This is a genomic window from Spiribacter salilacus (assembly GCF_009649225.1).
GTDB classification, from domain to species: Bacteria; Pseudomonadota; Gammaproteobacteria; order Nitrococcales; family Nitrococcaceae; genus Spiribacter; species Spiribacter salilacus.
Genome location: NZ_WJPP01000002.1, coordinates 60,387 through 81,448, shown reverse-complemented (window position 1 = coordinate 81,448; position 21,062 = coordinate 60,387). Strand labels below are relative to the sequence as shown.

Below are 21,062 nucleotides of genomic sequence, written 5' to 3'. Positions count from 1 at the left end.
AACGATGCAGAATATCGCAGTTATCGGTGGCGGCATTACGGGCGTGACCACCGCCTACGCATTAGCCAAGCGCGGCTTTACGGTTACCTTATTTGAGCGTCAACGCTACGCGGCAATGGAAACCTCCTACGCAAATGGGGGGCAAATCTCTGCCTCCAATGGTGAGGTTTGGAATCACTGGCCAACAATTTTTAAAGGGTTGCGCTGGATGCTTCGGGCAGATGCCCCATTGTTGGTTAACCCCAAACCCTCTTGGCACAAGCTAAGCTGGCTTGCCGAATTTGTGGCGGCAACAAGGCAGTACAAACAAAATACGACCGAAACGGCCCGGCTAGCCATTGCTGCCCGTGATCATTTGTATGGATGGGCGGCCGAAGAGGGTATTGATTTTAGCCTTGAGCGGCGTGGCATTTTGCATGTTTACCGAGATAAAAAAGGCTTCGATCATGCCGCAGAGGTCACCAAGCTTCTCGCAGATGGTGGGTTAGTCCGCGAGCCGGTTGGACCTGAGGAAATGCGTAAAATTGAGCCGAATTTGGCGGGTGAGTTTTACGGCGGGTTTTACACCGAAACAGACGCGACGGGTGATATTCATGAATTCACCATAGGCTTAGCCAAAGCGGCGGAGCAACGTGGCGCGCAGATGCGGTACAACACCGAAATTCTTGATGTTGGCGTCTCGGCCAGTGGTCCATGGATTAAAACCCAAGAAGGCCAAGAATCCTTTGATGGAGTTGTGGTGTCTGCTGGAGTAGGAAGTCGTGCGCTGGCAGCCAAGCTCGGCGATCGGCTGAACGTTTATCCGGTAAAAGGTTATTCGATTACCGTGGAGCTTGAAGATGAGGCATCTCAAGCAGGGGCCCCTTGGATGAGCCTTTTGGATGACGAAACCAAACTGGTCACCAGCCGTCTCGGAGCTAATCGCCTCAGGGTGGCGGGCACCGCAGAGTTTAATGGCTATAACCGCGATATACGTGCCGATCGTATTCAGCCGCTAGTTGATTGGGTGGCCGAGCTTTTCCCTCAGGTCAGCACCCGGCGCGTTATCCCTTGGGCGGGGCTGCGCCCGATGATGCCGGATATGATGCCGCGCGTGGGCAGTGGCCGCCGCAGTGGTGTTTTTTATAACACCGGGCATGGTCATTTAGGCTGGACGTTATCCGCAATTACCGCCGAGCAAATTGCCGAAACCATCGTTAGCCAAAGTGAGGCAGGGGACTCGGTAGTTGGGCAATCCAGCTTGAAGCGCGCGCACGGGTAATGGCGGTGTACAGCACCTCTCGGCGATGTTGAGGGGGCATGGTTTCAGGTAAAACAACGAGAACATCGTTAAATTCTGAGCCCTGCGACTTATGCACGGTCATTGCAAAAACGCTTTCCACCGTTTCAAGCTGACTGGGAAGAAAGAGCCGCACGCGATTATTGGATTGCTCAAAGGCAACGCGTAGACGCGGCTCTTTCTCATCAGGCAGCTGAACGGACAAGCAAATACCCACGTCACCATTCGTTAGCCCAAGCTCATAATCGTTTCGTGTGACCATAACGGGTCTGCCCTCAAACCAACCCTGGCCCTTACTAATAAGGCCTTCTGCGGCAAGGCGTTTTGCAATACGCTCATTCAGGCCGTTAACCCCCAGCGGGCCATTACGAATAACCGCTAGCACTTGATACTGATTAAAAGCATTCAGTACTTCACGAACCCATGCTGTTAGTTGCGCGTAGTCACTTTCACCGGGGCGCTTTTGAGCCAGCGTTTCTAAATAGCCGCGATAGCCCGCTAAGGCAGCAGTTTCAAGCCGGTTATCAAGGGGGTGACGGAGTTCGAGTAGCCCCGTGCTGGTGTCATCGTCTTGAAGCAGTTCAGTTAACCGTGCGCCTTGCTCGAGGCGAACTGCCTCGGCTAAGGCGCCAATACCGCTGCTGTGATTAAAGCGATGGCTTTTGCGCAGTTTGACAATGTGTTGTTGTAAATCGGTGCCGTTATCACTTTGCCATGGGCTAACATCATCGCCAGAGGCCTTAGTTAACCAAGCGCAAGTGGCCTTTGAATAGTTACCATCATCTGCGCCCTCACAAAGCTCTCCTAATACCGCCCCGGCCTCTACGGCCGCTAATTGGTCTTTATCACCGATTAAAATGAGGATGGTTTCCGCGCGCAATGCATCCAGTAACCGAGCGGTCATCTCCTGATCAATCATTGACGCTTCATCAACCACAACCACATCAGCATGCAAAGGATTTTGCCGATTGTGCTGAAACAACCGGCTATTTGGGCGTGGCCCTAGCAGTCGGTGCAAAGTCGTAGGCTCTTGTGGAATGGTTTGTCGCACCGCTTCGGGCAGCGGCAGGGCGTCAATCCCGGCGCTGATTGATTCGCCAAGCCGTGCGGCGGCCTTTCCGGTAGGGGCGGCAAGTCGGATGCGCAGCGGCTGGTTGGGGTGCGTGTCATAACGCACGGCCTGCAACAACCCTAAGATGCGCAGTACGGTATGCGTTTTGCCGGTACCCGGCCCTCCGGTAATGAGCGTAAAGCGAGAGCGGCTGGCTAAGGCACAGGCCACACGCTGCCAATCAGGCTGTTCATTCGTAAATGGGAATAAATGATCCAGCCGTTCGCGTAAATCGGATATTTCAATGGGCGGCGCCCGCAGTCGCTCATTAAGAGCGGCTTTAATCAGTTGTTCATTAGCCCAGTATCGGCGCAAATATAGGTAAGGCTTATCCCACACCAGCGGCTGTGTGCCGGTATTCAATGTTGTTTGCACGATTGATGATTCGGAAAGCTTTTTTTCTAAATCTGCCGGGTTAAGACTGGCAAGCCAGCTTAGAGGCGCTTCTCCCGTGGGCTGAATGTTTGTCAGATTTAAGCGGATATGGCCATCGCCTACTTGGCGGCTCACAATGGCTGCGAGGAGTAATACGGTCTCATCAGTTTCACCCCCTTGCTCGGCAAGTAGCGCGGCAAACGCTGCATCGGTACTGCGTACCGTTTCATTTTCAACCCATTCCTTAAGGCGCTCAGGCAACATCCGTGATTTCTCCTGTGAGCAGTTGATCTAACCCTTCGATGAGCGCGCGATCTGGTTGATCTTTAAAAACGCCGTGATCAGGGTGATTAATGCCGCGCAAAAAGAGACAGACTGCGCCCCCGATGTGTTTGTTGTAGTCATATTCCGTGCCAAGGCGTGCACGCAGCAATCGATGTAATGCCAAGAGGTAGAGGCTGTATTGTGCGTCGTAGCGTTTTCTGAGCACGGCGTCTTTTAATGAGGTTGGGTCATAATCCTGATCGCTGCTGCCCAGCACATTTGATTTATAGTCGAGCACGAAGTACTGGTCGTTATGCACGAAAATCAGATCGATATAGCCCTTTAACATCCCATGCAGTGTTGCTTCGCCCAACGCAGGCCGACTCACGCCGCCAACGGTATGCTGGCGTATCAGCTGATCAATTTGGCTAGCCCGTACAGCAGCCACGCTAATCAAGAATTCAAATTCAGCAATAAACTCACCCGAATTAAAGTCTACTAAACGGCATGGTGTATCAGTGCCAATGGATAATGGCGTGGTGGTGAGTTGTGCTAACCACTCAGTGATTAATGGATCGTGTTCCTGCCAGCGCCGGCTGCGCAGCTTCGGCCTAAGCGTGCGCTGAAAATCGGTCTGCTCCGGTGTGGGGAAGTTTGCCTCCGCTAAGCCCTGCAACAATTGGTGCATAAATGTGCCAGTGGCAGGCCCGCTGGGCAGTGAATGTATGCCTTCCTTTGGCCTATCACTCTTGGTTGTTGGTGCGGTGTTTTGTGTTTCTTCAATAAAGCGATCTTCCTCGGCGCTGCCCGGTGTCCACGCTCTTGGTCCATCTTCAATTAAGGCACTATAACTGGCAATCCACCAACGCTCTGCCTGTGGCGGGCTCGATTTAAACTCCCGTGCAATGGCCCTATTAGGGGTTTCTTCCGGCGTGGTAATGCCTGCATAAGCAGTAGGGGTAGGAGTTGCGTCAGGAACTGACTTCAGCTGAATGTTTGAATCTTTTGCTGCCAGCGCATCGAGCAGAGCCCTCAGATTTTCAGAGTCTGGCTCAGATTGGCAGCCGAGGATGTGCCCAATCGCGGTTTTTTGTAGTGATTTGACGGTGGCGAGACCAAGCCAGCAGGCATGCACTGCACGCGTGGTTGCCACGTATAACAGCCGTAATGCCTCAGCCTGCTCGGCGTCGTTAGCACTTTGTTTGTCGCCGCCGATTAAGGGCAGGAAAACGAGGGGGTATTCTAAGCCTTTGGATTTATGGATCGTTACCACCTGAATCAGGTTAGCATCGCTTTCTAAACGCAGAATTTGTTCATCGGCAGGCGTGGCTTGGTCGCTTTGGCTCATCTGTTCGTTAAGCCAACGAATTAGGGCGGCAGGTCCATCGAGGGTAACCGCCGCCTCTTGCAGTACCTCGCTAATTTGTAGAATGTTACTCAGTTGCCGCTCGCCATCGGGTTGGGAACCAAGCCGCTGAGCAACTTGATGGTCGTAAATTAAGCGGCGCAGCGCCGGTAGAACGCCGCGTTGTTGCCAAAGGCGGGAATAACCCCAAAAAGCCTCTAATAACGTCTCCCAACGAGCGTCGTTGGTAAACATGTCATGCAGCTCAGCCCAGCGGTAATTTAAAGAAGCCGTGCCGATGGCGGTACGAACGCGGCGCTCAGAGCCGGGTTGTGCCATCGCATTGAGCCAGCTCAACACATCATGCGCTTGCGGTGTTTTCAGCACATTGTCTCGATCTGACAGAAATACTGATCGATGCCCTCGGCGCTGCAGTGCCTGGCGCACAATATCTGCGTCAATGTGGTTGCGAACCAAAATCGCGATATCCGCCGCCTGCAGGGGTTTGAAAGCGCCTTGTTTCATAAACCCTGTCTGACCCGATGCCCCGGCGTTTAACAAATAATCGATTTGCTCGGCACAGTGCGCGGCCATGAGGTTTTTAAAATCTTTCTGGTTCAGCGCCGGTAAATGCTGCCAAATTGTCATAGCAGGGTGCGGTTGGCCGTTGACCTCAAATTGGGTTTTTTGCTCGGCGTGCTCCACCTCATAAAAACGGATCATTGGCTGAAGAAACTGATTGGGTGCGCTTGGCGATTGGTTAAACAAAGTATTGGTTGCCGATACCATTGCGGCCGAAGAGCGATAGTTACGGTTGAGGGTATGACGGCATTTTTCCGATACTTCGTCAGCGGCAGTCAGATAGGTTTCAAGGTCTGCACCCCGAAAGCTGTAGATGGCCTGTTTAGGGTCACCAATTAAAAATAAGCTGTGTGATGGCGAATCGGTTTGTGGATAAATTGCGCGAAAAATACCGTATTGCTCGGGGTCTGTATCCTGAAACTCATCAATGAGTGCCACCGGAAACTGCTCGCGAATGGTTTGCGCTAGATAGGTGCCCGCGGCGGGTTTTTCTAGCGCATCTAAGAGCCGCGTTAACATGTCGTTATAGCCAATGAGCCCGCGCTGTTCTTTGGTTTGTTGAATGCGGGTGTCAATCCACTGTATGGCATGGGCATAGAGACTGTCTGAGGTGGCTTTCAGGGCCTCACAGACTTCAATAAATCGATCAACGGCAGCCGGCAGCGGATGTTCGGCAATGCTGCGCGGCAGCGTTTGATTAACCCGCAGGCCATTGTTAAAGGTATCACGCGTTAGTCTGGAGAAATCAGGTTCCTTTTCTGGGGGCAGCAGCACATCGGGCTGTGCTTGCCATGCCTTTAGCGCAGGCAATGTTTTGTCTCGCCAGGTTTTTTGGTTTGGCGAGTTTTTCTTGAGCACGCCATCTTCCCACGCCTTTTCGAGAGCCACATTAAATTCGTCAAGCTGCTCAAGGGCATCGCGCACCCCTTGAATGGCCGAATGCCACTGCGCGGATTGTTTTACTAACGTGTTAGTAGGTGGCTCATTGGGAGCGGGCGGGAGGTCATCATCACCTATCATTAGCGCCTTTAGTGATTGGCGGAATACGTCTAATGAAAGTTTGGGTGCGTGCGGTTTGCGTGATACCGCCGCGCCCGCTGTCTCTAGTGCAGGCTCAGAGAGTGGGTAGAAATGTTCGCGCCAATAATCGGCTGTCGCTTCGTCCCGAATGAGTGCCTCATCTGGGCTTAGCGTTAGGTCAAACGGGCTGCCGGAACTGAATGCATGCTGAGTGAGCATGCGGTGGCAAAAGCCGTGAATGGTGTAAATGGCTGCTTCGTCCATCCAGTCTGCAGCCGCTTGTAGGTGTGCTGCGTATTGCTCGCGCGTTTTGCCGGCGGGATAGGCATCAAGCAATCCGTTAAGAACGGCATCTTGTGGGTTGGGCGTGGCATAGCCGGCAAAACAGGCGGCCGCTTCGGTTAATCGGCCACGAATGCGATCGCTCAGCTCTTTTGTGGCAGCGATAGTGAAGGTGACAACCAAAATATCGGGTGGCAGAAGCGGTTCACGGCTCGGGTTGGCGGGGTCATGCCCCAAAATGAATCGCAAATAAAGGGCCGTTAACGTATAGGTTTTCCCGGTGCCGGCACTGGCTTCAATTAAATGGCGGCCAGTGAGCGGAACTGCTAGCGGATCCAGCGGCTGTGGCTTATCCATGCTTCGCCCCCTCGGTGTTGAGATTGTCGATCAGCGGCTGAAAAAGACGCTCTCCCCAAAAAGCCAATAGCGTTTGCTCGTTCATCTTAGGTTGAAGTAACGCCGCGGCAGTTGGAAAGCTGCGCCGCCAAGCGCCGCTGTCGGCGTAGTCCACTTCGCCGGTGTTTTTAGGGCCACTCTCGTAAGTTTTGGCGAGCGCCTCTTCGGTGAGGGTAAGCGGCGCCGTTTGGCTGAGGTAGGCAAACACCGTTCTTATCGGCAGTGGCAGCGGCTGCTCTAAACCGACTATCCATGCCTGAAGTATTGAATCAAGATGGTTTAGTGCGGTGTCGATAGGCATTGGTAAAAGATGATGTTTCCCGTTATGCCCAACAATCCAACTGCTGACGTTCAAGCCACTGGCGTTGAGTACCAAATGTTGTACCCAGTCGTTAATTAGCTTTGGGTAGTGGGGGTTTTTGCCTTTTGTAACATCTCCGGCTTTGAGAACGAGTCGCGCCAGTTGCCCATCGGCGTTGCAAAATAACCCATCGGTCCAGTCTTCAATAATAAATACAGTTGAGTTGATGCAGCGCGATAAATTGAGTTCTTGGGGAGGCTTAGGGTTGGGGTATTCCTGACGTACCGTCTGCCAGCGCTCTGCAGCGCAAAGCGCTTGGCTGCGCAGGTTTTTTAATGTGAGCCGCCCGAGATTGGCGATGGGCAATTGGCCGCTACGCAACAATCGCTGCCCCGCCGCTTCAATGGCATCTGCGGGCTGGTCGGGCAAGTGTTGCCCTTGTAGTGGCATAAGCAGCGCGTTTTGAATGGCGTATGAGTCTAAGCCATCTAGGTCGAAAGGTTCATGCTCTGGCAGTGAGTTGCCGGCCTCATCAAATCGCAGCTTGAGGCGTTCACTGAAAAAATGCGCGGCTGTATTGCGTAAGAAATGGTGCAAATTGCCCATGCTAACGCTCTGCGCTGCGGAGAGCGTCGGCTGTGGCAGTGGTCTGTTGTTAGCCTGATCATCAGCGCCGACTTGCCACTCATCTGCATAAGTAAAGTACTCGTCTTGGTTAGTGTACCGACTGCTAAATGGTTGCAGGGGGTGATCGACGATAAGTGGATGATCGATTTTCCATCCACGATCAATATGGTCTTGTAACTGACTGACGAGCACTGAGGGCGGCTGCACCGTATTATCTCGCGCGCTACGGCCTACCCAGCTGATATGCAGATGCTCGCGAGCTGAGAGAAGTGCTTCGAGAAAGAGATAACGATCATCATCGCGGCGAGATCGATCGCCCGCACGGCGTTTTTTGCTGATGGCCATTAAGTCAAAATCTAACGGAGCCTGAGTGCGCGGATAATCACGATCGTTCATGCCCAGCAAACAAACAATACGAAAGGGGATGCTGCGCATCGGCATGAGTGTGCAAATATTCACTCGTCCAGCCAGAAAGCGCTGTGCTGGTCCTTCCTCTTCTAGGGCTTTAAGCCAGCTATCACGCGCAATGGTTAGCGGAATGGCGTCATTAAACTCGGCTTCGTCGCAGGCGGTAAGCCAGTTTTGCATTGCGGAAACAACTCGCCCCTCCAGTTCTAGCGCTTCGGTGTTTTGCAAATCAAAGCAATCGCTCAAAAGCGCTTCGATGCGTTGTACCCACTCCAGTGGCCGCCCCGGTTGCCTAAACGCGGTAAGGTGCGTATCAAGGGTGTCTAATAACTGCTTGAGGGGGCCGAGCAGCGCAGCATCTAGGCTGCCTATTTCTGAATAGGGTTCGATGCCCTCCCAAGCTTGTCCTGCGCCAACGGCATACCCCAACAGCATTCGCTGCAGGCCAAAACGCCAGGCGTTTTGCTCGAAAGCCGCGTTGAGATTCGCCGCCTGACGTTGTGTACTGTCTAGCCCCCAGCGTATGCCGGCATCTTCACACCAGCGCTTTAGAATGGGCAGATCATGTTCTTGAAGACCGAATTTCTGCCGAAACGCCGGGACTTCGAGTAAATCCAATACCTCACCAAGTGTCAGCCGCGCGTTGGGTAGATCGGTAAGTTTTTCGAATGCCGCGGCAATAGGTGCTTCAGCGCGGGTTCGGCGATCACCGATGCTATACGGGATATAGCGTGGATCTGTGGGCTCGAGTGTGCCGAAGACTGCTTCAATGGCCGGTGCGTATCGATCAATGTCAGGCACCATGACAATGATATCTCGCGGGCGTAGTGGTTTGCCTTTGCTTTGCGCATGTTCAAAGGCATCTAATAGCCGATCATGCAGAATCTCAACTTCCCGCTGCCGGCTGTGCGCGCGATGGAATCGAATGGATCGATCGGTATTTAATGGCCTTTTCTTATCAGGCTCCGGTAGCGGAGTTAAATCAAAAATATCCTGCTGAATTTGGGTTAGCAAAGGCATGGTTTGCCTGTCTTTATGTTCACTAACGGGCGGGTCGAAAGGGTCAATGGTTTCGAATTGGCCCCGATAGGCCTCAGGGGTGTCGTATTGCTCCAATAGCTGAATAAAGTCAGAACCTTGCTTGCCCCATGCCGCCAATAATGGATGGCTTACAGTGCCACTTTTGCGTGGGTGTCTCGGTGTGGCCACCTTTAGAAGTTCTCGTTCTTCAACAAGATCAGCCCAATACTGGTTTGACGGGTTTTGCACAAACTGCAAGATTTGGCAGTGGTTTGATAAGGCATGCAAAGCCTCTAGCACAGGGCGGGGCAAGGAGGTGATCCCAAAAACTACTAAGCGACGGGGCAGCGCAGAAAATTCTCCGGGTTCTGCTTGGTTTAACTGAGCAATAAACTGCTGTTGGATGGCTGGACGCGACAGGGTGCCTCCCGTCGCAGTAATCTCCTCATTCAAGGCAGCCCAAAGCGCAGCCTGCCATTGCTGGTCTGCTTCTAAGTCTTGCGTCATGCCCTTTGACCAATCGATTAACCAATCAGGGCGATAAACCTGATATTGGTCATACAGATCGGCCAGATGATAGGCCAGTTGATGTTGTTTGCGCTGATCGGGGTCTGTTTTTAAAAATTGCGTTAAGGGCGCAAAAACCGCTGGGTCGGTTTTTAATAATTCGGGCAGTAACCGAAAGATACGCCATTGCAGCCGTTGTTTCTCAAACGGTGATTTTTCTGGAATCAGATCAGAGCCTAAAACCGCGCGATAGGCTTGCCAAAGAAAAGACTGAGGCAGGCGTGTTTGCAGGCCAGCAGCAATACCGCAGCCTGGCGTTGCAGCCGTGGCCGGTGCTGCCAGCGCAAGTTTGAGCCACTGCGCCATGCCATTGGACTGCACCAAAACGGTTTCCTGCTCAAGGGGCGGCAGCGGATTTTGCGTGAGCCATGTCACCAAAACATCGCGCAACATCTCCATTCGGTTGCTGTGGATAACTGCCAGTCCCGTTTTGCTCATTCCATTCACTCTTATGACCCTCTTTTCACAATATACCGCGTCGCCCCGACAGCGTGTGTCGCTATCCAATCACAGGGGTTAATGTGACCCGCCTCTCAGTTTTCGTGGCGCCCGTCGCTTAAGCTTTCGCAATGACACACCACGGGCATGATCACGGTTATAAACGTTTATTTAGCCATCCGGCGATGATGGCTGATCTACTGCGGGGTTATGTTAAAGATCCTTGGGTTGAAAAGCTGGACCTTCAGACGTTGGAGCGCATGAATGGCAGTTATGTGCGGGGCGACTTGCGTGAGCGGGTTAGCGATATGGTTTGGCGGGTGCGCTGGTGTGACGACGACACGTTTATGTATGTCTATCTGCTTTTGGAGTTTCAGTCGACACCAGAGCGCTTTATGGCGCTGCGGATATTTAATTATCTAGGTCTGTTATATGAAGATTTAGCCAACCGCAATGAACTCACCGACAGTGGATTACTGCCGGCGGTATTGCCGATTGTGCTTTATCAGGGGACAAAACCCTGGAAAGCGCCCCAGGAAGTTGCTCGGTTAATTGCGCAAGTGCCGGGTGGATTAGAGGCCTATCAACCCAGATTGAGTTACCTTCTGCTTGATGCCAATCAGCCCGGCCGGACACCCTCATCAGCGCAGCAAAATTTGGTAGAGGCATTATTTTCGCTAGAGCAAAGTCGTGAACCTGCCGATATTGAGCGTATTCTAGAAAAACTCATTGATTGGTTGGCACTTGCAGACCAGCGTGAATTGCGGCGTAGTTTTACGGTCTGGATAAAACAGGTCTTGCTGCCCGCCCGGGTGCCAGGGGTAAACTTTGACCAGCTTAGTGACCTGAAGGAGGTACAAGGAATGTTGTCAGAACGCGTTAAGGAATGGACTGAAACTTGGAAAGAGCAAGGTTTGGCGCAAGGCCTCGAACAGGGCCGAGAGATTGGCCGAGAGATTGGCCGAGAGATTGGCCGAGAGATCGGCCTCGAGCAAGGCCGCCGCGAGGGTGAGGCCCTGCTGCTGTTGCGGTTGATTGAACGGCGGTTTGGCGTAGAGGCGAAAGAACACTATGAGGCACAGGTAAAGGCGGCAGACGCTGAGACTCTGGTTTTGTGGTTTGAGCGTGGCCTTGATGCCAGCGCCGTTGAGGATATCTTTTCTTAAGCCCGACCTCTTGAAAATCAGGCATGCCGCCTCCATCTCTTTAACATGGAGGTGGCAATGACTGACACAGAAACGCTTGAGCAAATGGAAGATCAGGAATCGCGCAGTTTGGTGCTGCAGCGGTTACCCGATGATGCGCTTATTATCTTACCGGTTCGGAATTTAGTGTTGTTTCCGCAGATGGTGATGCCTGTGGGACTTGGGCGCCCGCAATCTATTTTGGCGGCGCGTCAGGCGGTTCAGCAGGAACTACCCATGGGTATTGTGCTGCAGGAGCAAAGCGATGATGAAACGCCCTCGATAGCGGATCTTAAGCAGGTTGGCACCATTGCCAATGTGATGCGCTTGGTTGCAGGCAGTGGGCATCATCACTTGGTTTTGCAGGGCACTGAGCGATTTCGCATTGTCGAGCCAATCGAGGGATACCCCTTTTTGGTGGCGCGAGTTGAGCGGATTCCTGAAGTGCAGCCCGACGGGCCTGAAATTGATGCAGGTATGTTGGCGCTGCGCGACAAAGCGCTAGAGGCGCTGGAGCTCTTGCCACAGGCGCCACAGGAATTAGCAGGCGCAATAACCGCGATTCGCGAGCCCGGTGTGCTGGCCGATGCGGTAGCGGGTTATCTCGATTTGGCTGCTGCGGAGAGACAGGAGTTGCTTGAGCTAACAGATATTTCGGCACGACTAGAGCGAGTGCTCACGTTAATTGATTATCGCGTTGAGGTGCTAAAGCTCTCTCAAAAGATTACCGAACGCACCCATGAAACCATGTCTGAACGTCAGCGTGAGGCCCTACTGCGCGAGCAGTTGCGCTCAATTCAGGAAGAGCTGGGTGAGGGCGATGAAAAGGCCGAGGAACTGCGCGAATTAGAAAGCCGAATCGATGAAGCAAAAATGCCGGAGGAGGCGGAAAAGCAAGCACGTAAGGAGTTGCGCCGACTTGCACGGATGCCGGAAGGCGCGGGTGAGTACTCGATGGTGCGCACTTATATCGACTGGTTGCTTGAGCTTCCATGGTCTGTCGAGCGAGAGGAAGATATTGATATTGCTAAGGCCAGAGAAATTCTTGATGAGGATCATTTTGGTCTTGAGCCGGTTAAACAACGCATCCTAGAGCACTTGGCGGTGCGCAAACTTAATCCAGCGGGTAAAAGCCCGATTATTTGTTTTGTGGGGCCACCGGGTGTGGGCAAAACCTCATTAGGACAGAGCATTGCGCGGGCAACGGGTCGAGATTTTATGCGCGCCAGTTTAGGTGGCATGCATGATGAGGCCGAGATTCGTGGCCACCGGCGCACCTACCTAGGGGCATTGCCTGGAAAGATTATTCAGAGCATTCATAAAGCGGGATCGCGTAACCCTGTTTTGATGCTCGATGAAATGGATAAGCTTGGCGCGGGTATGCATGGTGATCCATCTGCAGCACTGCTAGAGGTCTTAGATCCGGCTCAAAATGGGAGTTTCCAGGATAACTACCTAGGGCTACCGTTTGATCTAGGTGCGGTCTTTTTTATTGCAACGGCGAATGTGCCCGATCAAATCCCGGGCCCCTTGCGTGATCGCATGGAGATGATTGAGATTCCGGGATACACGCAAGAAGAAAAAGTCCAAATTGCCCGGCGTTATTTGCTGAAACGGCAGCGAGAAAATACGGGATTAACCGAGGTGCAGTTCCAAGTCAGTGATGATGCTATTGCGGAGATTGTTGCCTCTTATACACGGGAGGCCGGTTGTCGGCAGCTTGAGCGAACGCTGGGTAAAGTGGCGCGACATGTAGCGGTGCGGATTGCGGATGGCAGTATCGAAAATGCATCAATTGAGGTAGAAGATCTGCAGGAGATCTTGGGAGCACCTCAGTTTGAAAGCGAGGTGGCCATGCGCACCAGTGTGCCCGGTGTTGCAACCGGGCTGGCCTGGACGCCGGTGGGTGGCGATATCCTATTCATTGAAGCATCACGCTCGCGAGGTAGTGGCCGTCTTGTCCTAACGGGGCAGTTAGGTGATGTCATGAAAGAAAGCGCACAAACGGCGCTCAGCTTGATTAAGTCAAATGCAGAAGCGCTGGGTGTTGACCTAGATGCCTTGCAAAGCGACGACATCCATATTCATGTGCCCGCCGGAGCCATACCAAAAGATGGTCCAAGCGCTGGCGTGGCGATGTACTCGGCGTTAGTGTCGCTGCTAACGGGGCAGTGTATTAGACAGGATGTTGCGATGACCGGAGAGATCACCTTGCGTGGACTGGTGCTTCCAGTGGGGGGTATTAAAGAAAAGGTCTTGGCCGCGCGTCGGGCAGGTATTACTACGGTTTTATTGCCAGCCCGTAATCGCAAAGACTTTGAAGAGATACCCGAGGCCGCTCGAGAGGCAATGCAGTTTCATTGGATCGAGCATGTCGATGAGCTTGCCGCTGTTAGTTTGCAGAACAGCTAACTGATGTTCGGCCCGCTGCTCTTATTGATCGGGCTGAATGTTTCGTTAGTGGGCATCTCATGGTGGTTGCCGGCAGGCGCAGCGCCCTCAGCGTTGCCCCTTCTAGCGGTTGAGATTCCGCTGTTGTGTGCTGGGCTCATGCTGCTGCGTGGCCCGCTTCAGCGTTACGGTATTGTGCTTATTGCCTGGATGCTGATGGTGGGTGTTTTGCTGGGTTTCTCTGAGCTTGGTGCTCAATGGGCCTTGGGTCGGGCGCTTGATCTATCGGTTGATTTGCCATTGCTGCTCTCTGTGATTCATTTGCTTGAAGGCGCAATGGGCTGGGTCTTTACGATAGTCGTTGTGCTATTGGGCGCGGCACTATTGCTGTTTTCTGCGTTGGCTTTGACGCGGGGGCTCAGCGGGTTGGTGCAAGGTGGGCGACCCATTTTTGCTGCGTCGTTACTACTCCTGTTCGGTGGGATTTGGTTCGTTCAAGCGAACTTAGGCGTTGGCCTGCTTGGGGCACCCATGGCGGCGCAGTTTTACAATCAGGCCAATGCGGTTATTGCCGCAGACCAAGACCGAGCACACTTCACAAAAACACTAGAAGAGCACACTGACCCCGCTGCGGATCTGTCTCAGTTAAATGGTCGCGACGTTGTGGTTGCGTTTGTTGAATCTTATGACGCCACTTCAGCGGGTACCCCGAGGGGCATTGAGTTACTGTCTGAGCAGCTGGAGGCCGCAGGTTTGGGGGTCGTCACCGCACGGTACCGATCACCGATTTCTGGGGGGCAGTCGTGGCTTGCTCACGCAACGTTTCTTAGTGGGCTAACCATTGATAGCCAGCGACGATATGAGCAGTTTCTTGATGGTAACACTCACTCTTTGATAACAGATTTTCAGCGTGCGGGCTATCAAACGGCAGCGGTTTTGCCCGCTATTGTGGGCGATTGGCCCGAAGGCGAGGCGTGGGGATTTGATGCCGTATTTGATGGTGCAAACATAGATTATGCGGGCCCCCCGTTAGGGTGGGTCACTATGCCAGATCAATTTACTTGGCATTTTTTTAGCGAATCGGTCCGTCAACCCACTTCAGCACCCCTTTTTACGCAAATTGCTTTAATTAGCAGTCATGCCCCATGGACGCCGGTTATAGAGTTAATGGACTGGGCCGAAATTGGTGATGGAAAGGGTTTCGATCGGTGGGCATCGGCAGGCCCTTCCGCACTGTCGGTGTGGAGCAACGCTGAAAAACGACGTGCTTACTACACCAAGTCGATTGATTATGCCCTCAATGCCGCTGTCGAATGGGCTATACAGGATTTAGACGATGGCGTGTTGATCTTAATGGGGGATCATCCGCCATCGCCACTGGTGGATGGCAAACGCCCCTCGCAGACGGTGCCTGTGCACATCATTAGCCAAGACGCCAGTTTGCTTGGCAAATTTGAACAAAAGGGATTTTCTGCTGGCGTGATGGCGCCTAAGCAGGCAATCGGTCAATTTTCTGATTTGCGTGGGTTGTTGCTCGAGGTGTTTTAGGGCCAAATGACGGATATGAAAGTACAACCGGTATTAGTAGTCGGCGGCGGCATGGTGGGTGCTGCACTTGCGCTCGATTTGGGGCGTCAGAATGTGCCAGTGCGCCTTTTAGAAGCTAAACCACCCGCGCCCATCGATGCCAATGAGCCACCTCGGTTGCGCGTCTCAGCGCTGAACCGTCGGTCCATTGATTATTTGCAACACATTGGCGCGTGGGAGGCGCTTAACACAGCGCGTTTGGCAGATTTTGACTCTTTGAGCGCCTGGGATATCTCTGGCAATGGCCGGCTTGAATTTTCGGCTAACGAAGTGGGGCTTGATCGGCTCGGTACTTTTGTGGAAAACGAGCATTTACAAGGTGCCTTGCTGACTAAGGCAGAGGAGCAGCCCACCGTGCAACTTGAAGCGCCGGCGCCTTCATTGACGGTTGAATGGGATGAGCATGATCTGATAGTTGCAGCGGATGGTGCCGCGTCACCTCTACGGGAAAAAGCCGGCATTGGAATATGGACGGGCGATTATGGCCAGCATGCGGTGGTAGCGACCGTGCTAACAGATCCGCCCGCTGCGCGAGAGACTTGGCAACGCTTCACCCCTGATGGGCCTCAGGCGTTACTACCCTTGGCGCAGGGGGCGGCCTCGTTAGTGTGGTACGTCAGCGCCACTAAGGCTCAGGAGTTACTCGATTTAACTGAAGCCGATTTTATTGCAGCGTTTGAGACGGCTTTTCCACCCGAATTAGGGCGCATTGATGTGCTTTACGGGCGAGGCGCTTTCCCAATCCGTCGTCTGCATGCCAAGCGATATTGGCAAGATAATGTAGTGCTGGTGGGGGATTCTGCGCATGTAATTCATCCTCTGGCAGGCCAAGGCGTAAACCTAGGGCTAAGAGATGCCCAGGCGCTGGCAGAGCAAATCATTAAAGCGCGCGATGCCGGATTGCCGCTGAGCCATCCTTCTGCTTTAGCTGCCTACGAGCAGGCTCGCCGGCCGGATAATCAGCTAATGCAATCGCTAATGACCGGTTTTCATATCGGCTTTACCGCATCGCTTGGGCCATTAGCGCCCGTGCGCAGCTGGGGGTTGAGCCTGGCGGGGCGTGGTGGGTGGTTAAAACGTGCTGTGTTGCGTTATGCGCTAAATGGCCGCACAGATGATCACCACCAGGTAGACAGGCACACGCCCACTCAGTAGAGCAGCAAAGGCCAGCAGCGCAACCGCTGCATCTTTCCAATCGTTAATGCCTTGTAAAAGCAAAGGATTAATTAGAACGGCCGCCAGCAGACCAACAACAGCGATATTAATTCCGGTGAGGGCTTGCTGAGCCCGTGGAAAATCCGTTAATCGTTGCCAAACAGGAAGCAGCGCCAGCACCAGCAATAGGCCCGGTGCAAAAATACAAATTAAAGCAAGGCCACCGGCCAAAATGGCAAGTTCGGGGTGAATTTGCGCACCAAGATAACCAGCAAATGTAAATAGGGGGCCGGGAATGGCCTGCGCAGCACCATAGCCTGCAAGAAATGCCTCTGTATCGATCAAGCCAGTCGGTACCAGGCCACTTTCAAGGAGCGGAAGCACCACATGCCCGCCACCAAAAACCAGCGCGCCGCTTTGAAAAAGCACAGACCAAAGGCCGCCATGGATTCCTGGCAGACCGAGTGTTAGCAGAAAGCCAATAATAAAAAGCAAAAAAGCACTCACGGCTAACGTTCGGCTAACCGGAATGTTAATAGCCTGGTGAGGTGTTGCGGTTGGTTTTAGTAACATCAAAGCAGCAATCGCCCCCAGTAGGAGCATGCTGATTTGCCCGAAAATGCCGGGAATCACGCTGGCCCCGATGGCACAGACCATCGCAATGGCGCCCCGTTGCCAATCGACGCAAATAGATTTGGCCATGCCATAGAGTGCGTGTGCAACCACCGCAATAGCGGCAAGCTTAAGTCCGCTGATAAAGCCCTGCGTATAGACCGTGCCAAATCCAATCATGATTACCGCAGCAGGCAGTGTGAAACCGATCCAAGCCGCAATGCCGCCGACAAGCCCACCACGATGTAAGCCAATGGCAAAGCCCGCCTGACTGCTGGCGGGGCCTGGTATGACCTGCGCTAGAGCAACAATTTGGGTATAGGCCGTATCGCTGAGCCAGCGTCGTTGTTCAACAAACCAGCGCCGAAAAAACACCAAATGGGCAATCGGGCCGCCAAAGGCAATCAGTCCCAGCCGCAGAAAGGCCCAAAATATCTCTAACGCCCGATGCACGTTGCCCCCTGAACTGTTAGCATTTGAGATGCGGAGGCGCTGGTCCCCTCGCGACGACAGACCGTGAACCCCGTCAGGCCCGGAAGGGAGCAGCGGCAGCGGTGGACTCGGGCGCCGGGGTGTGGCTGGCGCTTCCGCCTTTCCTTATACTGCACGTATGACCTATCAGGTATTGGCCCGAAAATGGCGCCCTCACAATTTTGCCCAAATGGTTGGCCAGAGTCATGTGCTACGTGCACTAGCGAATGGCCTTGCTGCAGATCGGCTGCACCACGCGTATTTGTTTACGGGAACAAGAGGCGTGGGAAAGACAACCGTGGCGCGGATTTTGGCGAAATGTCTTAACTGCGAAGCGGCAGGCGTAACCGCTGAGCCTTGCGGGCAGTGCGCTGCCTGTCAAGACATTGACGCTGGCCGTTTTGTCGATTTGATTGAAGTTGATGCCGCTTCGCGGACCAAAGTCGAAGACACGCGAGATTTGTTGGATAACGTTCAATATGCCCCCAGCCGCGGTCGATACAAAATCTATTTGATCGACGAGGTGCATATGCTCTCCAGCCACAGCTTCAATGCGCTGTTAAAAACGCTGGAAGAGCCACCTGAGCACGTCAAGTTCTTGCTTGCCACCACCGATCCTCAAAAACTGCCGGTTACCGTTTTGTCGCGCTGTTTGCAGTTTAATCTTAAGCCACTATCCCCAGCGCTTATTGCAAACCAATTACAAACCATCGCACAGGCCGAGGGAATTACTGCTGATACCGAAGCGCTGGAGCAAATTGCGGTGGCTGCCGATGGCAGTATGCGCGATGCGTTAAGTTTGACGGATCAGGCCGTGGCGTATGGCAACGGTGTGCTTAACGCAGCCGATGTGCAGGAAATGCTCGGTAGTGTCGATAAAACACTGATTAAAACCTTAGTTGAGCATTTGGCGGTTAATGATGGGCCTGCGCTTTTAGACTGTGCAAAGCAGCTTGCAGAGCGCAGCCCTAACTATGCAAGTGCACTGGCAGATTTGCAGGCAATTTTTCATGCGTTAACACTTCACCAAGTGGTGGGTGGTGGTGATGAATGGCAGGCTAAACTAGCCGAGCAGCTCTCGCCAGAAACCATTCAGCTGTATTACCAAATTGCGCTGCATGGTCGGCATGATTTGTCTATGGCCCCGGATCCATTCGTTGGATTTGAGATGACGTTACTGCGTATGTTGGCATTTACGCCTGCCGAGGCCGCAGCGCCTGCACCCTCACCCACGCCCGCGGCACCGGCGTCAAAGCCCGAGCCAAAGCCTGCGCCAAAGCCCGCGGCACCGGCGCCAAAGCCCGAGCCAAAGCCTGCGCCCCCGGCAGACACTGACTGGCACGCCCTTGCTGCGGCATTGCCGGTTAGCGGAATAGCGCGGGCGTTAGTCAACCATTGTGATTGGGTGGGGCGTGAGGCGGGTAAGGTCACGCTGCGCATTGAGCCAGGGCATGATCATTTGCTAGCAGAGGCGGCCATAACTCGGCTAACCGAAGCACTATCAGCGCATTTCGGAGAACCGGTTAAACTCGATTTACAAGTGGGGAAGCCGAAGGCAGAGACACCGGCGGCGGCCGCAGAACGTACACTGGCCGAGCGTGAAGCAGCGGCGGTTGAAGCCATTGAAAAGGATCCAACCGTTGCAGCCCTGCGTAAAACATTCGATGCAGAAATTATTCCTGATTCGATTCGACCACAGCAGTCAGATGACAATCAGCTCTAAAGGAGATCAGCGATGAAAGGTGGACTGGGTAACATGATGAAGCAGGCGCAGCGCATGCAAGAGGAAATGCAGCGCGTGCAGACTGAGCTTGCAGAAATGGAAGTCACTGGGCAGGCCGGTGGCGGTATGGTTTCGGTGGTGATGACGGGGCGACATGAAATTCGCCGCGTGACCATTGATGAAACGGTGTATGACGATCGCGAAATGGTTGAAGATCTAGTGGCGGCGGCGTTTAACGACGCGGCTCAACGCCTTGAAAAGACAACTCAGGAGCGTATGGCCGGGCTAACGGAAGGTTTGAACTTGCCTGCCGGCATGAAGATGCCGTTTTAGGCGCTGACGATGAGCGGTTCTCGACGTGTTCAACAGTTGATGGAGGCTTTTCGGTGCTTGCCTGGCGTCGGCCCTAAGTCTGCCCAACGCATGACATACACCTTGCTGCAAAGAGACCGTGAAGGGGCAAGCCGACTAGCGGATGCCCTGCTGACGGCAATTGCCGAAGTTGGTGAATGTCAGCAATGCCGAAGCCTAAGCGAAACGGCAATATGTGCACTGTGCGATAGCGAGCGGCGTGACCGGTCTGTCCTTTGTGTCGTTGAAAACCCCTCAGATGTGCAGATGATTGAGGAAGCCACAGACTTTCAGGGCCTGTACTTTGTTCTCCAAGGTCGCTTATCGCCGCTGGATGGGATTGGGCCTGCTGAACTGGGATTAGATCGGCTTGAGGCCCGTTTTGTGGCGGGCGAAGTGCAGGAAGTGATTCTTGCCATCAATCCCACGGTAGAGGGAGAGGCAACGGCGCACTACGTCGCCTCAATGGCGCGCGAAGCGCAATTATCCGTGTCGCGTATTGCACACGGTGTGCCGTTGGGAGGTGACTTGGAGTTTGTTGATAGCGGCACACTGTCGCACGCTTTTGCGGGGCGCATGCCTCTAGTCTAGCAGCTTAAACAGCGCCTGACGTTCTTCATCTGACTGGGCGGCTATGCCTTGTTCAACCACCGCTGGGGTTAAATGCGAGGCAAACGTTTGGATAAAATCGAGCATGTAGCCGCGTAAAAACGCGCCTCGACGGAATGCGATGCCTGTCGTGCTGGGTTCAAACAAATGGCTGGCATCGAGTGCAACGAGGCCATGATCACGCTCAGCCTCAAATGCCATGCTGGCCATAATGCCAACGCCCAGACCAAGCTGAACGTAGGTTTTAATAACCTCTGAGTCGGTCGCAGTAAATACGACATCGGGCTGCAAGCCAACTTTTGCGAACGCCTCATCTAGCTTAGAGCGGCCGGTAAATCCAAAGACATAGGTGACAATCGGGTAGTCGGCAATTGCCTCTAGTGTGAGCGGCTTGACCTGGCATAAAGCATGCCCCTCTGGCACAACAATACTGCGATTCCAGCGATAACAGGGCAGCATCACCAAATCTTCATAAAGGCCGAGCGCCTCGGTGGCGATGGCAAAGTCTACTTCGCCAGAGGTTGCCATTTCTGCAATTTGTACCGGTGTACCCTGATGAAAATGCAAGGTCACAGCCGGGTAGCGTTTACGAAAAGAGGATACGGCCTGGGGCAAAGCATGGCGTGCTTGTGTATGCGTGGTTGCAATAGAAAGGCTGCCACGACGCTCGTCAGAGTGTTCCTCGGCGATTGCCGCAATATCGCGGGTTTCCCCTAAGATTTTTTCGGCCACCGCCATAATTTCTCGGCCGGCCGGTGTTAGCTGAGTGAAGTGTTTGCCGCTGCGCTCAAAGATCTGTACGCCGAGCTCTTCTTCAAGCAAGCGAATTTGCTTGCTTACGCCGGGCTGCGAGGTAAATAGTGCATCGGCGGCGGCAGAGACGCTCAGCCCCCGTCGATTGACTTCGACGATGTAGCGCAGTTGGGATAATTTCATTCAGGCGGGTAGAGGGAGGGAGAGCGCC

The 21,062-nt window shown here is 53.6% G+C and carries 13 protein-coding genes and 1 other RNA gene; 9 read left to right on the top strand and 5 right to left on the bottom strand.

Going from position 1 to position 21,062, the window contains the following annotated elements:
- Positions 1–4 precede the first annotated feature (4 nt).
- Positions 5–1,261, top strand: a complete 1,257-nt coding sequence (locus tag GH984_RS03525; protein ID WP_153718836.1) for a D-amino acid dehydrogenase — start codon at positions 5–7, stop codon at positions 1,259–1,261.
- Here the strand turns inward: GH984_RS03525 and recD are convergent.
- From recD to recC, 3 genes are read right to left on the bottom strand one after another with little or no spacing between them, the layout of a single operon-like run.
- Positions 1,197–3,029 (bottom strand): exodeoxyribonuclease V subunit alpha, encoded by a 1,833-nt coding sequence (gene recD / locus GH984_RS03520; protein ID WP_153718835.1) that lies wholly within the window; start codon positions 3,027–3,029, stop codon positions 1,197–1,199. The genes GH984_RS03525 and recD overlap by 65 nt on opposite strands.
- Positions 3,019–6,615 (bottom strand): exodeoxyribonuclease V subunit beta, encoded by a 3,597-nt coding sequence (gene recB / locus GH984_RS03515; protein WP_153718834.1) that lies wholly within the window; start codon positions 6,613–6,615, stop codon positions 3,019–3,021. Before recB ends, recD begins: the two co-directional genes overlap by 11 nt.
- Entirely contained in the window at positions 6,608–10,015 is a 3,408-nt protein-coding gene (recC, locus tag GH984_RS03510; protein WP_153718833.1) for an exodeoxyribonuclease V subunit gamma, read from the bottom strand. The genes recB and recC overlap by 8 nt, the downstream gene beginning before the upstream one ends.
- Positions 10,016–10,146: 131 nt before the next feature.
- Here recC and GH984_RS03505 point away from each other — a divergent pair, with 131 nt between their 5' ends.
- The 4 genes from GH984_RS03505 to GH984_RS03490 are packed head-to-tail and all read left to right on the top strand — an operon-like array spanning position 10,147 to position 16,332.
- Positions 10,147–11,181, top strand: a complete 1,035-nt coding sequence (locus GH984_RS03505) for an Rpn family recombination-promoting nuclease/putative transposase (protein ID WP_153718832.1) — start codon at positions 10,147–10,149, stop codon at positions 11,179–11,181.
- A 57-nt stretch (positions 11,182–11,238) separates the two neighbouring features.
- Positions 11,239–13,611, top strand: a complete 2,373-nt coding sequence (gene lon, locus GH984_RS03500) for an endopeptidase La (protein WP_153718831.1) — start codon at positions 11,239–11,241, stop codon at positions 13,609–13,611.
- A 3-nt stretch (positions 13,612–13,614) separates the two neighbouring features.
- Positions 13,615–15,138, top strand: coding sequence for a sulfatase-like hydrolase/transferase (locus GH984_RS03495; protein ID WP_153718830.1), 1,524 nt, complete (start codon positions 13,615–13,617; stop codon positions 15,136–15,138).
- A gap of 6 nt (positions 15,139–15,144) precedes the next feature.
- The gene (locus GH984_RS03490; protein WP_153718829.1) at positions 15,145–16,332 is read left to right on the top strand and encodes an FAD-dependent monooxygenase; all 1,188 of its coding nucleotides are present in this window, start codon (positions 15,145–15,147) and stop codon (positions 16,330–16,332) included.
- On the opposite strand, the gene chrA is transcribed toward GH984_RS03490, so the two are convergent.
- Positions 16,276–17,397: a chromate efflux transporter gene (gene chrA, locus GH984_RS03485; protein WP_369691923.1), complete on the bottom strand. Its 1,122-nt coding sequence runs from the start codon at positions 17,395–17,397 to the stop codon at positions 16,276–16,278. The genes GH984_RS03490 and chrA overlap by 57 nt on opposite strands.
- A 37-nt stretch (positions 17,398–17,434) precedes the next feature.
- Between chrA and ffs the strand changes: the two genes are divergently transcribed.
- The 4 genes from ffs to recR all read left to right on the top strand — a co-directional run bounded on the left by ffs (position 17,435) and on the right by recR (position 20,080).
- An RNA gene (ffs, locus tag GH984_RS03480) (signal recognition particle sRNA small type) lies at positions 17,435–17,531 on the top strand.
- On the top strand, positions 17,519–19,138 hold the full coding sequence (gene dnaX, locus GH984_RS03475) for a DNA polymerase III subunit gamma/tau (RefSeq protein ID WP_369691922.1): 1,620 nt from the start codon (positions 17,519–17,521) through the stop codon (positions 19,136–19,138). Before ffs ends, dnaX begins: the two co-directional genes overlap by 13 nt.
- Before the next feature lie 12 nt (positions 19,139–19,150).
- Positions 19,151–19,471 carry a YbaB/EbfC family nucleoid-associated protein gene (locus tag GH984_RS03470; protein ID WP_153718827.1) on the top strand — a complete coding sequence of 107 codons (321 nt, stop codon included), beginning with the start codon at positions 19,151–19,153 and terminating at the stop codon, positions 19,469–19,471.
- Between the two features lie 9 nt (positions 19,472–19,480).
- Positions 19,481–20,080, top strand: coding sequence for a recombination mediator RecR (recR, locus tag GH984_RS03465; RefSeq protein WP_153718826.1), 600 nt, complete (start codon positions 19,481–19,483; stop codon positions 20,078–20,080).
- Here recR and cysB read toward each other — a convergent pair.
- Positions 20,072–21,034: an HTH-type transcriptional regulator CysB gene (gene cysB / locus GH984_RS03460; protein ID WP_153718825.1), complete on the bottom strand. Its 963-nt coding sequence runs from the start codon at positions 21,032–21,034 to the stop codon at positions 20,072–20,074. The two genes, recR and cysB, sit on opposite strands and share 9 nt — an antisense overlap.
- Between the last annotated feature and the right edge of the window lie 28 nt (positions 21,035–21,062).

What these genes read in the sequence shown, in the direction of transcription:
- GH984_RS03525 (WP_153718836.1), top strand. Translation starts at nt 5, where the DNA reads ATGCAGAATATCGCAGTTATCGGTGGCGGCATTACGGGCGTGACCACC.
- recD (WP_153718835.1), bottom strand. Translation starts at nt 3,029, where the DNA reads ATGTTGCCTGAGCGCCTTAAGGAATGGGTTGAAAATGAAACGGTACGC.
- recB (WP_153718834.1), bottom strand. Translation starts at nt 6,615, where the DNA reads ATGGATAAGCCACAGCCGCTGGATCCGCTAGCAGTTCCGCTCACTGGC.
- recC (WP_153718833.1), bottom strand. Translation starts at nt 10,015, where the DNA reads ATGAGCAAAACGGGACTGGCAGTTATCCACAGCAACCGAATGGAGATG.
- GH984_RS03505 (WP_153718832.1), top strand. Translation starts at nt 10,147, where the DNA reads ATGACACACCACGGGCATGATCACGGTTATAAACGTTTATTTAGCCAT.
- lon (WP_153718831.1), top strand. Translation starts at nt 11,239, where the DNA reads ATGACTGACACAGAAACGCTTGAGCAAATGGAAGATCAGGAATCGCGC.
- GH984_RS03495 (WP_153718830.1), top strand. Translation starts at nt 13,615, where the DNA reads ATGTTCGGCCCGCTGCTCTTATTGATCGGGCTGAATGTTTCGTTAGTG.
- GH984_RS03490 (WP_153718829.1), top strand. Translation starts at nt 15,145, where the DNA reads ATGACGGATATGAAAGTACAACCGGTATTAGTAGTCGGCGGCGGCATG.
- GH984_RS03470 (WP_153718827.1), top strand. Translation starts at nt 19,151, where the DNA reads ATGAAAGGTGGACTGGGTAACATGATGAAGCAGGCGCAGCGCATGCAA.
- recR (WP_153718826.1), top strand. Translation starts at nt 19,481, where the DNA reads ATGAGCGGTTCTCGACGTGTTCAACAGTTGATGGAGGCTTTTCGGTGC.
- cysB (WP_153718825.1), bottom strand. Translation starts at nt 21,034, where the DNA reads ATGAAATTATCCCAACTGCGCTACATCGTCGAAGTCAATCGACGGGGG.